The organism is Microbacterium gorillae, from assembly GCF_000826185.2.
GTDB classification, from domain to species: Bacteria; Actinomycetota; Actinomycetes; order Actinomycetales; family Microbacteriaceae; genus Microbacterium; species Microbacterium gorillae.
Genome location: NZ_LN648875.1, coordinates 634,628 through 651,893, shown reverse-complemented (window position 1 = coordinate 651,893; position 17,266 = coordinate 634,628). Strand labels below are relative to the sequence as shown.

The 17,266-nt window shown below is 69.9% G+C and carries 14 protein-coding genes; 9 read left to right on the top strand and 5 right to left on the bottom strand.

The annotated features are described in order from the left end of the window. Nucleotides 1-48: 48 nt before the first annotated feature. The 9 genes from rlmN to BN1193_RS12505 all read left to right on the top strand — a co-directional run bounded on the left by rlmN (nucleotide 49) and on the right by BN1193_RS12505 (nucleotide 9,718). Entirely contained in the window at nucleotides 49-1,293 is a 1,245-nt protein-coding gene (rlmN, locus tag BN1193_RS12545; protein ID WP_040167091.1) for a 23S rRNA (adenine(2503)-C(2))-methyltransferase RlmN, read from the top strand. 65 nt (nucleotides 1,294-1,358) lie between these two features. Beyond that, nucleotides 1,359-2,729 carry an MFS transporter gene (locus BN1193_RS12540; RefSeq protein ID WP_040167088.1) on the top strand — a complete coding sequence of 457 codons (1,371 nt, stop codon included), beginning with the start codon at nucleotides 1,359-1,361 and terminating at the stop codon, nucleotides 2,727-2,729. Between the two features lie 79 nt (nucleotides 2,730-2,808). Beyond that, nucleotides 2,809-4,440 (top strand): DUF4407 domain-containing protein, encoded by a 1,632-nt coding sequence (locus BN1193_RS12535; RefSeq protein WP_040167087.1) that lies wholly within the window; start codon nucleotides 2,809-2,811, stop codon nucleotides 4,438-4,440. A 120-nt stretch (nucleotides 4,441-4,560) separates the two neighbouring features. Then, a complete protein-coding gene (locus tag BN1193_RS12530) occupies nucleotides 4,561-5,829 on the top strand; it encodes a heparan-alpha-glucosaminide N-acetyltransferase domain-containing protein (RefSeq protein WP_195907860.1) in 1,269 nt (422 codons plus the stop codon). 9 nt (nucleotides 5,830-5,838) lie between these two features. After that, nucleotides 5,839-6,369 carry a MarR family winged helix-turn-helix transcriptional regulator gene (locus BN1193_RS12525; protein WP_052460742.1) on the top strand — a complete coding sequence of 177 codons (531 nt, stop codon included), beginning with the start codon at nucleotides 5,839-5,841 and terminating at the stop codon, nucleotides 6,367-6,369. Nucleotides 6,370-6,401: 32 nt separating this feature from the next. Beyond that, entirely contained in the window at nucleotides 6,402-7,535 is a 1,134-nt protein-coding gene (locus BN1193_RS12520; RefSeq protein WP_040167083.1) for an EamA family transporter, read from the top strand. A gap of 38 nt (nucleotides 7,536-7,573) precedes the next feature. Then, nucleotides 7,574-8,587, top strand: a complete 1,014-nt coding sequence (locus BN1193_RS12515) for an aldo/keto reductase family protein (protein ID WP_040167082.1) — start codon at nucleotides 7,574-7,576, stop codon at nucleotides 8,585-8,587. Nucleotides 8,588-8,598: 11 nt separating this feature from the next. Further along, the gene (locus BN1193_RS12510; RefSeq protein WP_040167079.1) at nucleotides 8,599-9,060 is read left to right on the top strand and encodes an NUDIX domain-containing protein; all 462 of its coding nucleotides are present in this window, start codon (nucleotides 8,599-8,601) and stop codon (nucleotides 9,058-9,060) included. Nucleotides 9,061-9,199: 139 nt separating this feature from the next. Continuing rightward, complete coding sequence (locus BN1193_RS12505; RefSeq protein WP_040167078.1) at nucleotides 9,200-9,718, top strand: GNAT family N-acetyltransferase; 519 nt, start codon at nucleotides 9,200-9,202, stop codon at nucleotides 9,716-9,718. Nucleotides 9,719-9,721: 3 nt separating this feature from the next. Here BN1193_RS12505 and BN1193_RS12500 read toward each other — a convergent pair whose 3' ends face one another. The 5 genes from BN1193_RS12500 to BN1193_RS12480 form a co-directional block, all read right to left on the bottom strand. After that, entirely contained in the window at nucleotides 9,722-10,198 is a 477-nt protein-coding gene (locus BN1193_RS12500) for a GbsR/MarR family transcriptional regulator (RefSeq protein WP_040167075.1), read from the bottom strand. Between the two features lie 189 nt (nucleotides 10,199-10,387). Next, nucleotides 10,388-13,705 carry a helix-turn-helix transcriptional regulator gene (locus BN1193_RS12495; protein WP_040167073.1) on the bottom strand — a complete coding sequence of 1,106 codons (3,318 nt, stop codon included), beginning with the start codon at nucleotides 13,703-13,705 and terminating at the stop codon, nucleotides 10,388-10,390. A 193-nt stretch (nucleotides 13,706-13,898) separates the two neighbouring features. Further along, entirely contained in the window at nucleotides 13,899-15,518 is a 1,620-nt protein-coding gene (locus BN1193_RS12490) for an ABC transporter permease (protein WP_040167072.1), read from the bottom strand. Next, the gene (locus BN1193_RS12485) at nucleotides 15,518-16,435 is read right to left on the bottom strand and encodes an ABC transporter ATP-binding protein (protein ID WP_195907859.1); all 918 of its coding nucleotides are present in this window, start codon (nucleotides 16,433-16,435) and stop codon (nucleotides 15,518-15,520) included. Before BN1193_RS12485 ends, BN1193_RS12490 begins: the two co-directional genes overlap by 1 nt. A 72-nt stretch (nucleotides 16,436-16,507) precedes the next feature. Next, nucleotides 16,508-17,266, bottom strand: a complete 759-nt coding sequence (locus BN1193_RS12480) for a class I SAM-dependent methyltransferase (protein ID WP_040167067.1) — start codon at nucleotides 17,264-17,266, stop codon at nucleotides 16,508-16,510.

Here is a 17,266-nt window from a genome sequence, read left to right as displayed (position 1 = left end):
ATTCCGCATCCACTGATCGTCCAGTCCGATCCCCGTATCCTGGAATACATGACTTCTGAGCAGGGAACCGTTCGCGCCACCGGTCGGCAGGTGCGCCCTCGCACCGAGGGATGGTCGCAGAAGCTCGACGGCGAAGGACGCCCCGCGTTGCAGTTCGCCAGCCCGAAGCGGGGCAAGCCGCCCGTGCACCTCGCGGACTTCACGCCGGAGGAGCGGGTCGCCCGCGTGAAGGAGCTCGGTTTCCCCGGTTTCCGGGCGAAGCAGCTCGCCACGCACTACTTCACGCACTACACCTCAGACCCCGTGGACATGACCGACCTGCCGCAGGCGGGTCGGGAGGAGCTCGTGTACGGGCTCATGCCGAACCTCCTGACCGAGGTCCGCCGACTCGCGACGGACAAGGGCGACACCATCAAGTTCCTCTGGCGCCTGCACGACGGTGCGCTCGTCGAGTCGGTGCTGATGCGCTACCCGGGCCGAATCACGCTGTGCGTGTCGAGCCAGGCCGGCTGTGGCATGAACTGCCCGTTCTGCGCCACCGGGCAGGCGGGGCTGACGCGCAACATGTCCGCTGCGGAGATCCTCGAGCAGGTGGTGCGCGCCAACCGCGTCATCGCGAACGGTGAGCTCGGGGGAAAGAAGAAGGACGACCACTCGATGGAGCGGGTGTCCAACATCGTCTTCATGGGGATGGGTGAGCCGCTGGCCAACTACAACCGCGTCATGCACGCGGTCAAGACCATGGTCGCGCCGCAGCCGGAGGGGCTGGGGATGTCCGCGCGCGGCATCACCGTGTCCACGGTCGGTCTGGTGCCGGCGATTCGCAAGCTCGCGGATGAGGACATCCCGGTGACGTTCGCGCTGTCGTTGCACGCGCCGGATGACGAACTGCGCGACGAGCTCATTCCGGTCAACTCGCGGTGGAAGGTCGATGAGGCCCTGGACGCGGCCCGCGAGTACTTCGAGAAGACCAAGCGTCGTGTCTCGATCGAGTACGCCCTCATCAAGGACATGAACGACCACCCCTGGCGCGCGGACCTGCTCGCCAAGAAGCTGAACGCTCGCGGTCGCGGGTGGGTGCACGTCAACCCGATTCCGCTGAACCCGACGCCCGGATCGGTGTGGACCTCGTCCGATGTGGCCGTGCAGAACGAGTTCGTTCGGCGGCTGAACGATGCCGGAATCCCGACGACGATCCGGGACACCCGGGGCAAGGACATCGACGGCGCGTGCGGCCAGCTCGTGGCCACCGAGGACGACAAGGCCGCGGCGGAGGCCGCCCCCATCGTCTGATCGCATCCGCGCGGGCGGTGCACAACCCCCTTGCGCACCATGCCCATCGGCGTACGGTGCCGATCATGACCGTGATCACCTCCCACCGCCCGGAGAGCCTCCGGCGTTCGGTGTCCAACACCATCAAGGGCTCCGCCGGAAACCTCGTCGAGTGGTACGACGTCTACGTCTACTCCACGTTCGCCGCGGCGTTCGAGACGAAGTTCTTCGCTGCCGATGACTCGAACTCGCAGATCTACATCTGGGCCATCTTCGCCGTCACCTTCCTGATGCGCCCGGTGGGTTCGTGGCTGTTCGGGCGGTTCGCGGACCGGCGCGGCAGACGCGCTTCGCTGTCGGTGTCGGTGTCGATCATGGCCGCCTGCTCACTCGTGATCGCGGTCACCCCGACACGGGAGACGATCGGCGTCTGGGCCGCGGTCATCCTCGTCCTGTGTCGCCTGGTGCAGGGCCTCGCGACCGGCGGCGAGTACGGAACGTCCGCGACCTACATGTCCGAGGCGGCGGTGAAATCGCACCGCGGCTTCCTGTCCTCGTTCCAGTACGTGACCCTCGTCGGCGGTCAGGTGCTCGCCCAGGCGGTGTGGCTGATCATGCTCACCGGGTGGGGGTCGGACGCCATCGCCGAGTGGGGCTGGCGCGTTGCGTTCGGCATCGGCGCCGTGGGCGCGCTGGTCGTGCTCTGGTTGCGCCGCACGATGGACGAGTCGCTCACCGCCGAGTCGCTGACCGACATCCGGGCCGGGAAGGTTCGCCGGAGCGGGTCGATGCGGGAACTGCTCGGGAACTACTGGCGAGAGCTGCTCGCGGTGTTCCTGGTCACGATGGGCGGGACGGTCGCCTTCTACACCTACACCGTCAATGCGCCCACCATCCTGAAGACGACGTTCGCGGGCAAGAACGCCGTGCTCGGCGGTGTCATCACGCTCGTCGCCCTGATCATCCTGATGCTGCTGCAGCCGCTGGGAGGGTGGATCTCGGACCGCATCGGGCGCAAGCCGGTGCTGATCTTCTTCGGCGTGGGCGGTGTCCTGTTCAGCTGGGTCCTGATCCTGGTGCTGCCGACCGTGACGAACGCGCTCGGAGCGTTCGCGATTCTGCTGGTCGGGTTCGTGATCATCACCGGGTACACCTCGATCAACGCGATCGTGAAGGCCTCCATGCTGCCGACCCACATCCGCGCGCTCGGCGTCGGTTTCGGCTACGCGATGGCGAACTCGATCTTCGGCGGAACGGCTCCGCTGCTCTACGCGGCCGCCAACAAGGGTGGCGTCGTGCCGCTGTTCGCGATCTACGTGACGGCGGCGATCCTCATCTCGCTCATCGTGTACATCGTGCTGCTGCGCAACCACGGACCGAATTGGCTCGATGACGAGGAGCAGATGCACGCCCGTAAGGAGGGGCCCGAGCACCGCACGTTCCCGATCGGTGTCTGACGCCGCAGCGGGTTCGCGCTGGGCGTGCTCTGGGGCTGCTCGCACGGGACGCCCAGGCGCCTCGTTCTACCCTTGACGAATGTCTTTTTCCGATCACCGGCCCGGCCGCATGGGATCTCAGGGTCGTATCGAGTTCGACACCACGGCCGAGCAGCAGGAGCCGATGGAGTTCCAGCGCACCTTCATCCCGGACGCCACCGGCAGCGCGACCGAGGTGGACCCCGCTGAGCTGAGCGACCTCGACCGCCTGCAGGCGGAGGACTTCGCCGACACTGAGCCCACCGGACCGATCGGTGCGACGTCGGCGACCGAACCGCTCGAACCGGAGTTCATCACGGACGCCTTCGAGCCGCGCGCCGGTGAGCCGACCGAGGCCTACGAGACTCTGCCGATGAGCGAGTTCGAGCGTCCCGCGTTCGACGAGGCCGCTCCGCGCACGGCGCCGGTGGAGGCCGCCACGCGTGCCCAGCGCCTCGCTCGCGCTCCGCGCGAACCGCGGGCCCCGCGGCGTCCGATGCGCCGGATGGCGATCCTCGGCGGTGCCGAGGGCGCCGTGCTCGACCAGGTCCCGACCGAGACTCCGCGCTACGTGCAGATGTTCTTCGTGCTCCTGGGCACGGCGGTCGTCTCCGCGCTGTCGATGTTCTTCGCGCTGCTGACCGGCGTTCGCGTGGCGGTGTGGCTGGCGATTCCGTTGGCGATCATCTGGGCGCTCATCATCTTCAACCTCGACCGCTTCCTGACCTCGACGATGAAGTCGACCCGCCAAATCGGGAAGCTCATCGGTCTCGCGATCCCCCGAGTGATCATGGCCGCGATCATCGGAATCGTCGTCGCCGAACCGCTGGTGCTGCAGATCTTCCAGAACGACATCCAGCGCGAGGTGACTTCGACCAACATCACCCAGTCCCTGTCCGACCAGAAGGCCCTGGAGACCGGACCGGAGAAGAAGGCGCTGGACGCGGCGACCGCGAAGGTGGCGGCGCTGGAGAACCAGTCCGCCACGGGAATCGTCGCCGGGGCGGACTCCGCGACGGCGACGGAGAAGGCCGCGCAGAGCTCGGTCGACAGCCTCACCTCGCAGATGGCGGACCAGCAGAAGGTCATCGATCAGGCTCGGCAGATGTATCAGTGCGAGCTGAACGGCGGAACCGAGGTGGCCGGCTGCACCGGTGTGGCGGGCGAGGGCACGAGCTCGGACGCCGCCAAGGCGCAGTTGCAGCAGGCGCAGTCCACGTATGACGCGCTGGCCGCACAGCTTCGTGATGCGCAGGCGGCTCTGACCGCCGCCCAGACCAGCGGCAAGGACGCGGCGAGCGCGTCTGAGAAGACCAACCGGCAGCAGGCCCAGGACCAGTTGCCGGCCGCGCAGAAGTCGTACGATGCCGCGCTGGCGGCATACAACGCGCGTGCCGCCTCGGTCGCCACCGGCAATGCGGACGCCGTCGGCCTGCTCTCGCAGATCACCGGACTGAACAGACTGTCCGAGAAGGAACCGACCCTGGGCTGGGCGCACTGGCTCATCGCGGCGCTGTTCTTCATGATCGAGCTGCTGCCCGTGCTGGTGAAGGTGCTGACCTCGCACGGCGACAAGACGCTGTACGAGAAGGCCGAGGAGGTCGAGAAGTCGATCGCCGAGGACCGGGTCGTGCGCCGCGGCTTCCACGAGCGGGCGGCCATCGCGACCGACACCCCGATCTCCGCAGTCTGACCGTCTCGGCGAGCCCGGTTCCGTTCCGCGGCGGCACCGGGCATCATGGACCGCATGATTTCCGGGGGGACGGTCACGACGCGTCGTGATCCGCGAAATGTGACCGGTCGGATCGTCGGAGTGGACATCGCCCGCTTCCTGGCGATCCTGGGCATGATGGCGGCTCATCTGTGGACACCGCTGCTGATCTTCACGCCCACGACCACGCCCGCGGGGCAGGCCGCCGAGGTCGTGGGTGTGGGCGTTGAGGGCAACGCTGCGGCCCTGTTCGCGGTGATCGGCGGCGTGAGCCTGGTCCTGTCCACGCGAGCGGCGGCGCGGACGCGTGGGCCGGGCGGTGTGCTGCTGAGCGTCCTCGGACGAGCGCTGGTGGTGATCATCATCGGCCTGGTGCTGCCGCTGGTGCACACTCCGATCCTCGTGGTGCTGGTCCCCTTCGGCGTGTCGATGATCCTCTCCGCGGCCTTCCTGCTCGCACCGTCCTGGCTCGTGGCGTCCGCCGCGGTCGTGCTGGGGGCCGTGGGCGGAATCGTGAACGCCACGATCCGCGTGGGCCTGGGTCTCAGCACTCCGATGGAGGGGGACTCCCTCGACATTCGGGTCTGGACGGAGAACCCGGTGGAGGCGCTGCGAGCGGTCCTGTTCACCGGTACGTACCCGGTGATCACCTGGGTCGTCTACATGCTCGCCGGGATCCTGATCGCCCGCGGACTGCTGCGTGCCCGTGCCGCCGGATCCGCTCGGCGCTCCGCCCTGCTGCTGGCCGCCGGGGGAGTGATCGCCGTGATCGTCGCGATGGTGGTGTCCACGGGGATGATCGCCGCTTTCGGCGCCGGACTGCCGGCGGGCGTCGACCCCGCCGATTCGCGCTACGGCGCCGCCCCCACGGCGGACCCGTGGCTGCAGCTCGTGGCCGCTCCGCACACGGGGACGCCGGGGGACCTGCTGCGCACGATCGGCATCGCCGCCGTCGTGATCGGCCTCTGCACCGCCGTGTGGGATCGTCCCGGACGCCGATCCTTCCTCACGCGCTGGGTGCAGGCGGGCGGTGCCGCGCCGCTGACGATGTACTGCCTGCACGTCCTGCTCACGGCGACCGTCATCGGCATCGCCGGCGGCCCGCGGACCTCCGCCTGGTACGTGTACGGACCCGGGGCCTGGGGGTTGCAGGTCGCGGTGCTGTTGCTGCTGGCACTCGTGCTCGTCCTGCTGCATCGACGCGGTCCGTTGGAGGCGCTGGCCAGCCTCGCCGCCGGCGCCCTGTCCCGGTTGGCGCCCCGGCGGGCGCCGGATGCCGTGGGAATTGCCGTGACGAACGACCTCATCCCCGATCAGCCCGAGGAAATGCAGAGTGTCGATGCAACACCGGTGAAGCACCCGCTCCGTTAGCATGACGGCATGTCCGGAATCATCATTGATCCGCCGGACCAGGGGGATCGCATCACGCGTCTGCGTTCGAGCTGGTCTGAGACCATGCCCGACGTCGACACCGGCTCGATCGAGGTCTTCGGGCGGATCGGACGCATCGCCGCACTCGCCGACGTCTGTCGGGACCGCACGCTGGCCGAGGTCGGGCTCACGCGCAGCGAGTTCGAGGTGCTGTGCGTTCTGAGTCGCACCGAGCGGCCGATGCGTGCCAGCGAACTGGTCGCGGAGATCCGGGTGTCCGGTGCGGCCGCGACGAAGATCACCGCCCACCTGGAACGGCTCGAGCTCATCAATCGCGAACGGCACGACCGCGACGGGCGCGTCGTGCTGCTGTCGATCACCCCGAGCGGGCGTGAACTCGTGGTCCGGGAGTTCCCGGACTGCATGACGTTCGAGCACGACCTCCTGCTGGGGCTCGACGATGCGGAGCAGGCCGCACTGTCCGCCCTCCTCGAGCGCGTGCTCACCGAGGTCGAACAGGCCGCCGAACCCGGCGAATGACGGGCGCGGTGCCGGTCCGGTAACGTCGGATCGTGACCCTCCCCGATGGGCCGTCAACGGCGGTCTCGCGTCGTCCTGCCCTGCGGCTCGGCCTCGTCCTGGCCCTGCTCACCGCGCTCTGCTTCGGCACCTCCGGTGCGCTCGCGCGGGGGCTGATCGACGCCGGATGGACGCCGGGGGCGGCCGTGACCGCCCGCGTCTGGGTCGCCGCGCTGGTGCTGCTGGTCCCTGCGGTCGTCGCGCTGCGTGGGCGCTGGCACCTGGTGCGGGCCAACATCCTCACTCTCCTTCTGTACGGCGCGTTCGCCGTCGGTGCCACGCAGCTGTTCTACTTCCAGGCCGTCGCGCTGGTGGACGTCGGCGTGGCACTGCTGATCGAGTACATGTCTCCGGTCGCGGTCGTCCTGTGGCTGTGGTTGCGACATGGCGACCGGCCCCGGGCGCTCACCATCGGCGGTGGCCTGATCGCGATCGCCGGCCTGGTGCTCGTGCTCGATGTCTTCACCGGGTTGTCACTGAACCCGATCGGCGTGCTGTGGGCGATGGGGGCCACGGTCGGATCGGCGGTGTACTTCGTGCTGTCCGCCCCGGAGGGCGAGGTGGGGCTCCCGCCCATCACGCCGGCCGGGGTCGGCGGCCTGGTGCTCGTGCTCGATGTCTTCACCGGGTTGTCACTGAACCCGATCGGCGTGCTGTGGGCGATGGGGGCCACGGTCGGATCGGCGGTGTACTTCGTGCTGTCCGCCCAGCAGGGCGAGCAGGCGCTCCCGCCGATCACGCTGGCCGGGTTCGGCCTGCTGGTCGGCGCGATCGGTCTGACGCTGGCCTGCGTCCTCGGCGTCCTGCCGTTCGCCGTGACCACCGGGGAGGTCGCCTTCCTCACCGGCACTGTGCCATGGTGGGTGCCGGTCGTCGCGATCGGGGTGATCGCCGGCGCGCTCGCGTACGTGTTCGGCATCGTGTCCACGCGCATGCTGGGTTCGCGCCTCGCGGCGTTCGTGGCGCTCAGTGAGGTGCTCGCCGCGGTGCTGTTCGGGTGGCTCCTGCTCGGTCAGCTGCCGGGACTGTGGCAGCTGCTCGGTGGGGTCCTGATCCTCGTCGGGGTGGTCCTGGTGCGGCTGGGAGAACCGGACGAACCCGGTCCCGCCGTCCCGGAAGTCGTCTGAGTGCGGCGACGGCCCCGTCGCGGCGCTAGCGTGGTGCCATGGTCGAATATCGATACCTCGGTAACAGCGGACTCAAGGTGTCCGAGATCACCTACGGCAACTGGGTGACGCACGGTTCTCAAGTTGACGATCCCGCCGCGATCGCCACCGTGCACGCAGCGCTCGATGTCGGCATCACGACCTTCGACACCGCCGACACCTACGCCAACACCCTCGCTGAGGCGGTCCTCGGAAAGGCGCTCGAGGGCCAGCGGCGCGAGTCGCTGGAGATCTTCACCAAGGTCTACTTCCCGACCGGCCCGATGGGGCCGAACGACACCGGTCTGTCGCGCAAGCACATCTTCGAGTCCATGAACGCGTCGCTGCGGCGTCTCGGCACGGACTACGTCGACCTCTACCAGGCGCACCGCTACGATCACGAGACGCCGCTCGAGGAGACGATGCAGGCGTTCGCTGATCTGGTCCGCCAGGGCAAGGCCCTCTACATCGGCGTCTCGGAGTGGACGGCGGAGCAGTTGTGTGCGGGGTCCGCCCTGGCGAAGGAGCTCGGTTTCCAGCTCATCTCCAACCAGCCGCAGTACTCGATGCTCTGGCGCGTGATCGAGGAGAAGGTGGTTCCGACGAGCGAGGAGCTCGGCATCTCCCAGATCGTTTGGTCGCCTATGGCGCAGGGCGTGCTGAGCGGCAAGTACCTGCCCGGCCAGCCCGTTCCGGCCGGCTCCCGCGCCACGGACGAGAAGAGCGGAGCGAACTTCATCAAGTCCTTCCTCCGCGACGACGTGCTCACGGCGGTGCAGCGGCTTCGTCCGATCGCCGAGGACGCGGGCCTCACCATGCCGCAGCTCGCGATCGCCTGGGTGCTGCAGAATCCCAACGTCGCGGCGGCGCTCGTGGGAGCTTCCCGCCCGGAGCAGCTCGCGGACACCGTGAAGGCGTCCGGCGTGAAGCTGGACGCGGACGTGCTCGCCGCGATCGACACCGCGCTCGGCGATGTCGTCTTCCGCGATGCGGCGGACACCGACACGGTGTCGCCGAAGGCCCGTCTGGTCTGAGCGGTCCGGCCGTGGCCGTGCACAGTGCGGGCATCGCGCTCGTGCGCGGCCGCGGGCCGGAGCGGGCCGTCCTGGCCGGTCACATGGGCGGCCCCTTCTGGGCGCGCAAGGACGAGGGTGCGTGGTCGCTGCCGAAGGGGGAGTACGACCCCGCCACGGAGTCCGCGTGGGATGCGGCGGTGCGTGAGTTCGGTGAGGAGACGGGACTGCGGCTGCCGGAGGGCGACGCCCGCGAGGTCGGCGTGTTCCGCGTCACGTCCGTGAAGCAGCTCACCGTGTTCCGGCTCGCCGTCCCGGCGGAGGCGGACATCGACCTCGGTGCGGCCGTCTTCGGGACGTTCGAGCTGGAGTGGCCACCGCGGTCGGGGCGGATGCAGGAATTCCCCGAGCTGGACCGGCTCGCTTGGCTCGCCTTCCCGTCCGCCCGCGAGCGGCTCGTGGTGGGCCAGCGTCCCATCCTCGACGTTCTCTGACCGAACGCTCCCTCTTTCGACACGTCCTCCCACGTCTTCCTGACGAAGGCCGGAGCGAGGCGGCGTCGTTCTGCCTTCCCTCACTTCTCCCGCGCGATTCCTGCCGCGCGGGGGAGCGAGCGCGTGACAGGATCGACGGGTGGATGGACCCCTGCGGCTGCTGACCCTCGACGATGCGCCGGCCATGGCCGACCTCTACGCCCGGGAGGCGGAATTCCTCGCTCCGTGGGACCCGGCGCGCGATGCCGAGTGGGCGACCACGGCGGTGCAGCGCACGACGATCGCGCGGCAGCTGAGCGAGCTCCGGGCGGGCCGGTCGGTGCCGTTCGGCATCGTCGTGGACGGAGAACTGGTCGGCCGGCTGAACCTCAGCGGCATCATGCTCGGGCCGGCTCGCACCGCGAACCTCGGGTACTTCGTGGCGCAGAGTCACAACGGTCGAGGGCTCGCCACGGCGGCGGTCCGCGCGGCGGCGGAGCACGCTTTCCGCGAGCTCCGACTGCACCGTCTGCAGGCGGCGACTCTGCCGGAGAACGCACCGTCTCAGCGGGTGCTGGCCAAAGCCGGGTTCGAGCGCATCGGCTTCGCGCCCAGCTACCTGCACATCAATGGTGCGTGGCGGGACCACGTCCTGTTCCAACTGGTCGCGCCGGAGTAGAGGTCACGACGAGCGGGCCGTGCGCCATTCGTCGATCAGTGCCGGCATCCGCGCGGACAGGAATCGGAAGAAGTCCGCCATCTCCGTGGCGCGGTCCCGGACGGCATCGTCGTCCGGATGGTCGTCGGCGATGGCCGCCACGAGGTCCGCCAGCCGGCCGTACACCGGCGTGCTGTTGGTGACGGAGGCGTAGAAGGTGTCCCGCTCCAGGGCGTAGCGCAACGTGCGTTCGCCGGGGGTGGCGCGGCGGTGGATGAAGTGAACCTGCTGCAGATACTTCATGGCGCCGGACACCGCCGCGGGGCTCACCCCGAGGCGGTCCGCCAATTCGGCCGCCGTGTAGCCCCCCGCGGGGGCGGCGACCAGCGCCATCAGTGCTCGAGCCGGCATGCGCGGCATTCCGGCCGCCGTCATGACCGCGGCGGCCTGCTCCGCGGCATCGACGCCGCGGTGCTCGACGGGTCCGTCCATGGCGCTCATCGCCGTCCTCCGGCCGGTGCTGCGGAATCGTCGATCGCGGTGCATATCCGGGTCGCCGACGAGGACGCCGCCCTCGTCGCTCCTGGGCGCGAGTGGGTGCTGTTCTGCGGCGGTGTCATGCCGCGCAGAATACGCCTGTTTCACAACTTCGTGAATAGTCTGAAGCTCCCTGATCGGGAACGCAGAGGATCACGCGGTCCACAGCTCGCGTCGCGAGCTCAGTGCGAGCTTGCCGAGCACCACCCCGACGTGCGCACCCACCGTGCGAGCGCTGATGCCCAGCGCATCGGCGATCTCCGCGTCCGTGAACTCCCGCGTGAGGAGTCCGGCGACCTCGCGTTCGCGCGGGCTGAGCGTGGCCCACGCGTTCTCGTCGCGCTCGGCGGGAACCGTTGCCGAGCCCGCGGAATCCAGCACGGTGCGCAGCTGTCGGCGCGAATTCATCTCCAACTTCGCCAGCACCTTCCCCATATGCACCGCGACGGTCTTCGCGCCGATGTGCAGGTTCTCGCCGATCGCCGCATTGGTCAGTCCCTGAGCGGCCAGCACCGCGATCTCGCGCTCCCGGGGGGTGAGAGCGCTCAGGGTCACCATGCCGTGCGGAGTGAGGGCGGCGTCATCCGGCCCGAGGATCGACGCCCGGCCGAGCGGAGCCCCGAGCTGCGCCGCGTCCAGGAGGGCGGTCGCCTCCGCCGCGGCCGGAATCAGGCGGAGCGCCGCGAATCCGCGACGCGCGGCGCGGAGATACCGGCGGGCTCCGGACACCCCCGACCCGACCTGCAGCATCAACCGTCCGGCATCGAAGGACGCCTGAGCGAGAACGCCGGGAAGTTCCTCCCCCGACGTCGGGTCCGCGCCGGCCCGATAGGAGCTGATCGCTTCCGGGAACCGACCGTGCGCTTCGTGCACGCGGCCGGTGAGCCAGGCGATCGACCCGTAGACGGGTTGGAATCCCGGGGCCGGTAGCGCCCGCAACCGGTCGAGCTCGAGCTGGGCTTCGTCCGCACGGCCGAGGGTCGCGAGAGCGTCGACCCGGTAGGCGTACAGGTTCTGGTTCCGCAGCAGGCGGCCGGCGAGGAGGCCGTCCGGGGCGAAGGCGGCCAGCTGCGCGGCAGGGTCGCGCTCCGCGCGCGCCAGCGCGATGTGCGCCAGCAGTTCGTACTCCGCACCGATCGCGTCGTAGCTCGTCGACGTCACCTGGGCTGCGGCGGTCATGCTCGCCCGCCAGCCGTCCACGTCGCCGGCACCGGCGGCGAGCACCGCTCGCAGGGCGAAGTACCCCGGCCGCCCGACGGCGTCCATGTCGTCCAGGATGACGGCGGCCGCCTCGTCGGCGGTGTCCTCGACCTCGGCGATGTCGCCGAGCAGGTACTGCGCGTGCATGTGCATCGTGCGCGCGGTGCCGGTGCCCCACCCGGCCGTGCCGTCGCGGAGCATCCGCATGCACACGTCGAGGTCCGCGGCGGCCATGCGGATGTAGCCGATGGTGGAGAAGATGCCGGCGCGGATGAGGCGCGCGTCGGACAGGGTGGGGGTCTGATCGGGTGCCGTCGCGATGGCGTGGCTGAGCGCGGCCACCTCGGCCTGAACGCGCTCGGCCGGACCGACCGAACTGACTCCGAACAGGGACATCCCGATCGCACGCAGCTGGACGTCGTGGGCCGTGGGCAGCCACCGGAAGCGCGGATCGAGCCGCTCGCTCGCCGCATCCCACAGCTCCGGCTCGCGCTGCTGCACGGCGATCAGCCAGGACGCGACCGTCCGGGCCTCGTCGAAGTGCTCCAAGCCGAAGTCCCCGGGTCGGGCCTGCGGTGCGAGCAGGCCGAGGATCAGCGAGGTGTGCATGCGCACGATGAGGCCGGACAGCTCTCCGGCGGCGAGCATGCCCGGCGCGGGGGCGAGGTCGGTGACGTCTTCCGGGAGTCTCGGCAGGTTTCGCAGGAGATCGGCACCGAACGCATCCGCCCAGTCGTAGTCCCCGCGGAACTCGCGGACGTGCAGCAGCGCGAGGTCCCGCAGGTCGCTGCGGGGCATCTCCGTCAGTCGCGGGATCCACTCGATCATCCGGGGGAGGCAGGACAGGGCGGTGGAGAGCGCGTAGAGCGCGACCACGAGCTCGTCGGACAGGGCCGGATCGTGCCGGCCGGCCAGCTCGATCCCGCGTTGCATGGCATCGAAGACGTGCTCGACGTTGCGGGCCCGGGTGTTCTCCGCGACGGCGGTGCGCACGTCGGCGAACAGGTCGCCCGCGAGCGGTGTCCCCTGCACGATCGCGGCGTCCAGTCGCCAGAGCAGCGCGCGGTGACGCGTGGTCGAATCCCCTCCGGGCACGGCCTGCGCCCCGGCGTTCAGGATCGCGGCGCGACGTCCGCCGTACAGATGATCGGCGACATCGGCGCCGTACAGGTCATGGAACACCGCGAGCTCCGGTGCTCCCTGCGGTGCCGTCGCCGGGCGTCGGACCAGCAGACCGGTCGCGAGCGCGCCGCGGACATCGACGGGTTCGGCGAGGAGTTCTCCGATCCGGACGAAGTCCGCCTCGCGCAGCGGGGAATGCAGCGTCGCCGCCACCTCCATCGCCGCGCGGACGCCGTCCGGCAGCTCGGCGCCGAGCCCGGCGAACGGATTCACCGGGGTGAAGTTCCCCGATTCCAGGGCGTCGGTGAGATCTTCGTCGAAGCGTGCTCGCGTGCCCGGCGCCTGGGCGGCGCGGGTCGCGACGGCCTCCGCCATGGTCAGCGCGACCTGGTCGATCAGCAGGGGGAGGCCGCCGGACGCTCGCCGGACGCGCTCGGCGAGGTCTCGCGACACCTCGATGCCGTGCACCGCGGACATGTACCCGCGCACACCGTCGACATCCAGCGAGTCGACGGTGATCGGCCGACTGCTGAGGGATTGTGCGCCACCGGTCGGCAGCAGCGATTCGGCGATCGCGCGCGTCCGCGGGTCACGTCCGATGAGGACGACGCACGCCATCTCCGCAGGGAGGCGGCCGACCACGACGCGGAGCGCGCGGATGGAATCGTCATCCGCCCACTGCACGTCATCGATCATCAGCAGGAGCCGGCGGCGCGTGGACACCCCGCGCATCAGTGCGGTCAGGAGGCGGTCCGCGACGCTCAGCAGGGAGGCGGCGGGCGACGCTTCGGGCCGCTCGGTCGCTCCCGCTCGCCGCCTCGCCGGCGCCGCGTCGCGGATCAGCTGATCGGCGACGGCGTACGGCGTGCGGTGGCGGAACTCGTCAGCCGCGACGGACACCGCTCGCCACCGGACCGGACCGGGACGGCGACTCTGCGCGAGAATCTGGCGACCCAGGACGCTCTTGCCTGAGCCGGAGACACCGGAGACGGAGAACACGGCGTTCCCGCTCTCGAACGCTTCGGCGAGGAGACGCTCCGGTTGGTCCGTCGGCGCCAGCGAGGGGAGAACGACGGGACGGCTGCCGTCCCGGCTGGTCGCCGGGCGGCGCTGCTGCCGTGCGTTCGGTCGGTGCGAGTCCTGGGGCACGAGCCACCGCCTTCCGTGTGTCGGAAGCACGCCGCACAGCATCCGCTCGGCACCGGAGGAGGGTGCCGACGGGGTCCGGGAACGGGGCGTCTCCGTCTTGCTCCAGGCTACCGTGCGCCATGCACACCGGCGGCTCCGGGGACCGATGCGGCGAGACCGTTGCGATGTCGTGATCCGTCCCCGGCCGATCGCATCATCCCGCCGGAACCAGGGGGCGACGACGCACGAGCACCAGCGATGCGGCGACGCCGACGACGATCACGGCGAGCAACCACCAGAGCCCGCGCAGATCGGTGCCGGACGCGCCGATCGTGGGAGCGTCCGCGATCGGCGACACGTGCGCGAAGCCCTGCGGAAGGCCGAAGATCGGACCGAAGAAGCCGACCACGACCGCGACCAGGACGAGCGCCCACGACACCGCCACACTCGCCCGCGGCAGCAGGATCACCAGCAGCGCCGCCACCACGATGAAAACGCCGGCTGCGGCGGCCTGCCCGCCGACGACGATCCACGCGTCCCGCATCGCCTCGGCGTCCGGGCCGCTCTTGGCCAGGCCTGCCGCCGCCCCGAGAACGGCGGCCAGGCAGACGATGACGATGGTCACCGCGGCGTTGATCACGTAGCCGAGCAACCACCGCTGTCGTCCGACCGGCGCGGCCCAGACCGGTTCCACCGATCCCCGCGCCTCCTCCTGCCGGGCGCGCACCATGACCTGCACGACGGCGCAGGACGCCAGTACGCCGACCATGGTCATGAAGATCGTCACGGTGCCGGCGACGAGGCTGCCTCCCTGGGTCAGGGAGGTCAGGACCTTCGCCAGCGCGGCGTTGTCCTTCGCGGCGGTGCCGACCACCGACGCCAGTCCGGTCGCGAGGGCGCCGGTGAAGAACGAACCGACGGCCCACCACAGCACGCCGGAGCGCACGAACCGCCAGACCATGCTGGTCGGACCCCGCAGCGCCCACGATGCCCGCTGCGGACCGCGGCGTCCGGGCACGAACGACGCGCCCACGTCGCGCGCGTGCAGCAGAACCGCGGACACCGCTCCCACCACGATCGCGAAGCCGACGCAGAGCAGGATCGGCCGTACGTCATCGTCCGCGAAGGGGCGCGTGTTCTCCGCCCAGCCGAACGGGCTGAACCACGCGAGCGGGCCGCTGGTCATCCGGGTGAGATCGGCGGAGGGCGTGCCGGATGCGTTGCCGAACCCGCACATGAGGAAGGTGATCATGATCATCGCGACGCCGAAGGTGTTCGCGCCACGGGAGGTCGAGAACAGCTGAGCCCCGAGCAACGCGATCGCGAGGAAACTGAGTCCGGCCGCTCCCACGGCCGCGCCCGCGACGAACGATCCACCGACCGGGAGACCGCCGACGATGAACGCGAGGGCGATCATCACCGCGGTGAGCAGGTTCGCGACGACGCCGTGCAGCACCGTTGCGGTGAACGCGGACCCCCGAGCCGCCGGCGTGGCGCCGATGAGCTCGGTCCGCCCCTCCTCCTCGTCGGCGCGCGTGTGCCGGACGGCGAGGAACGAGCTCATGAATGCCGCGATCATGACCAAGAACGGCAGGATCAGGAACAGGACGAACGGGGCGTGGTCGGGTCCGGACGGGAGTCCGCGGAACAGCAGGATGACCGGGTTGGCCATGACCGTCGCGAGCAGCTCCCGGCGTTGATCGAGCGTGCCGTAGGACTGATTCACACCGCCGATCGCGACCAGGGCCATGAGGGCGTTGCCGAGGATCCACAGAGTCAGCTGCAGTGCGTCACGCCGCACCATGACGCGCCACAGCGCGATGACGGCGCGCATCATTCGCCCCGCGACCGCCGCGCGGCCGCGACGTCGTCACCGTAGTGCTTCAGGAACAGGTCCTCCAGCGACGGGGGGTTCACGCGCAGGCCCTGTACGTTCATGTGCCCGAGCTCGGGCAGCACCGCGGGCATGCGGTCGCTGTCGACCGTGAACGTCGCTCGTCCGTCCGCGAAGGTGGCATCGTGAGCCCCGACGAGCTCCAGCGGTGCGTCCGCGTCGAAGGAGACCTCGGTACGGGTGAGGTGGCGGAGCTCGGCGAGGGTTCCGGATTCCACGACACGACCGGCGCGGATGATACTGACGCGGTCGCACAACCGCTCCACCTCGGAGAGGATGTGACTGCTGAGGAGCACTGTCGCGCCGTCCCGGTGGACGCGGGCGACCTCGCGCTGGAAGACCACCTCCATCAGCGGGTCGAGTCCGCTGGTCGGTTCATCCAGCAGATACAGCTCGGCCGGCACCGCGAAGGCCGCGATCAGTGCGATCTTCTGCCGGTTGCCCTTCGAGTACGCCCGGCCCTTGGTGCGAGGTTCGAACTGGAACTCGGTCATGAGCCGGTCGCGCTCCACCCGGTAGGTGCCCGACCGGGTGTTCGCGCCGCGCAGCCGCGCGAGCAGATCGACCGCCTCGCCCCCGGACAGGTTGGGCCACACACTGACGTCGCCGGGGACGTACGCGATCCGCCGATGCAGTGCGACGGCGTCGCGCCAGGGGTCGCCGTCGAGCAGGCGGACCGTTCCGGAGGACGCGCGGGCAAGGCCGAGCAGGATGCGGATCGCCGTGGACTTCCCGGCACCGTTCGGGCCGAGGAAGCCGTGGACCTGACCGGATTGCACATCGAGGTTCAGGCCATCGAGAGCGTGCACGCGACCGTACGCCTTGCGCAGGTCGGAGGTGAGAATCACCGTTGTCATGGCCGCAGACGCTACGCCTGTTTCACGAATTTGTGAATACTGCGAAGTCTATGAATTTCCCCGAGTGCAGACTCACGGGCGACGGTAGAGGAGGACCAACGTGCGCTGCGGAAGATCCAGTTCGGTGCGTCCGGTGGTGTCCGGATCCTCGTCCAGGATGCGCTCCACGGCGGCGAGCATCTCGGCGCGCGCGTCCGGTGCCGCGGCCAGGAAGCTGCTCACGGTCGCCCAGCGCTCGATGTAATCCGTCCGGCTGATGCGCTCCGGCCATGGCACGAGATGCGCGCCGACGGTCGTGAATCCGGGCAGATCAGCCTGTGCTGGCACCTCGTCGGGATCTTCCTCGGCACGCGCCGCCGCGGACGCCGGATGCGCGATGGCGCCGGCGGCGGTTTCCCACGCGCAGTGCGGGTCGGGCCAGTTCCACAGCAGTGCCAGGACTCCGCCGGGGCGCAGGACGCGCGCGATCTCCGCAGCGGCCCGTTCCGTGTCGAACCAGTGGAATGCCTGCGCCACGGCGACCAGGTCCTGTGACGCGTCCGCCACAGGGATGTCCTCCGCGGTGCCGAGGAGCGCCGTCACATTCGGAAGCTTGCGCCGCAGGACGGCGAGCATCGACTCGGCCGGCTCGACGGCGGTGAGCTCCGCCACGCGTCCCTGCAGACGCTCGGTGAGCTTGCCGGTACCCGCGCCGAGATCGAGGGCGGCGTGGACGTCGTCGTCGGCGAACAGGTCCACCGCCGCGTCCGGGAACCCCGGCCGGTAGCGGTCATAGGCCTCGCCGGTCGCGGCGAAGGAAGCGGCCAGTTCGGATCGGCTCGGCGTGCTCAC

Bases quoted from the DNA above. Each gene is read 5' to 3' on its own strand.
- BN1193_RS12525 (WP_052460742.1), top strand. From the start codon at position 5,839: ATGTCCGGAATCATCATTGATCCGCCGGACCAGGGGGATCGCATCACG.
- BN1193_RS12540 (WP_040167088.1), top strand. From the start codon at position 1,359: ATGACCGTGATCACCTCCCACCGCCCGGAGAGCCTCCGGCGTTCGGTG.
- BN1193_RS12485 (WP_195907859.1), bottom strand. From the start codon at position 16,435: ATGACAACGGTGATTCTCACCTCCGACCTGCGCAAGGCGTACGGTCGC.
- BN1193_RS12500 (WP_040167075.1), bottom strand. From the start codon at position 10,198: ATGAGCGCCATGGACGGACCCGTCGAGCACCGCGGCGTCGATGCCGCG.
- BN1193_RS12535 (WP_040167087.1), top strand. From the start codon at position 2,809: ATGTCTTTTTCCGATCACCGGCCCGGCCGCATGGGATCTCAGGGTCGT.
- BN1193_RS12490 (WP_040167072.1), bottom strand. From the start codon at position 15,518: ATGCGCGCCGTCATCGCGCTGTGGCGCGTCATGGTGCGGCGTGACGCA.
- rlmN (WP_040167091.1), top strand. From the start codon at position 49: ATGACTTCTGAGCAGGGAACCGTTCGCGCCACCGGTCGGCAGGTGCGC.
- BN1193_RS12515 (WP_040167082.1), top strand. From the start codon at position 7,574: ATGGTCGAATATCGATACCTCGGTAACAGCGGACTCAAGGTGTCCGAG.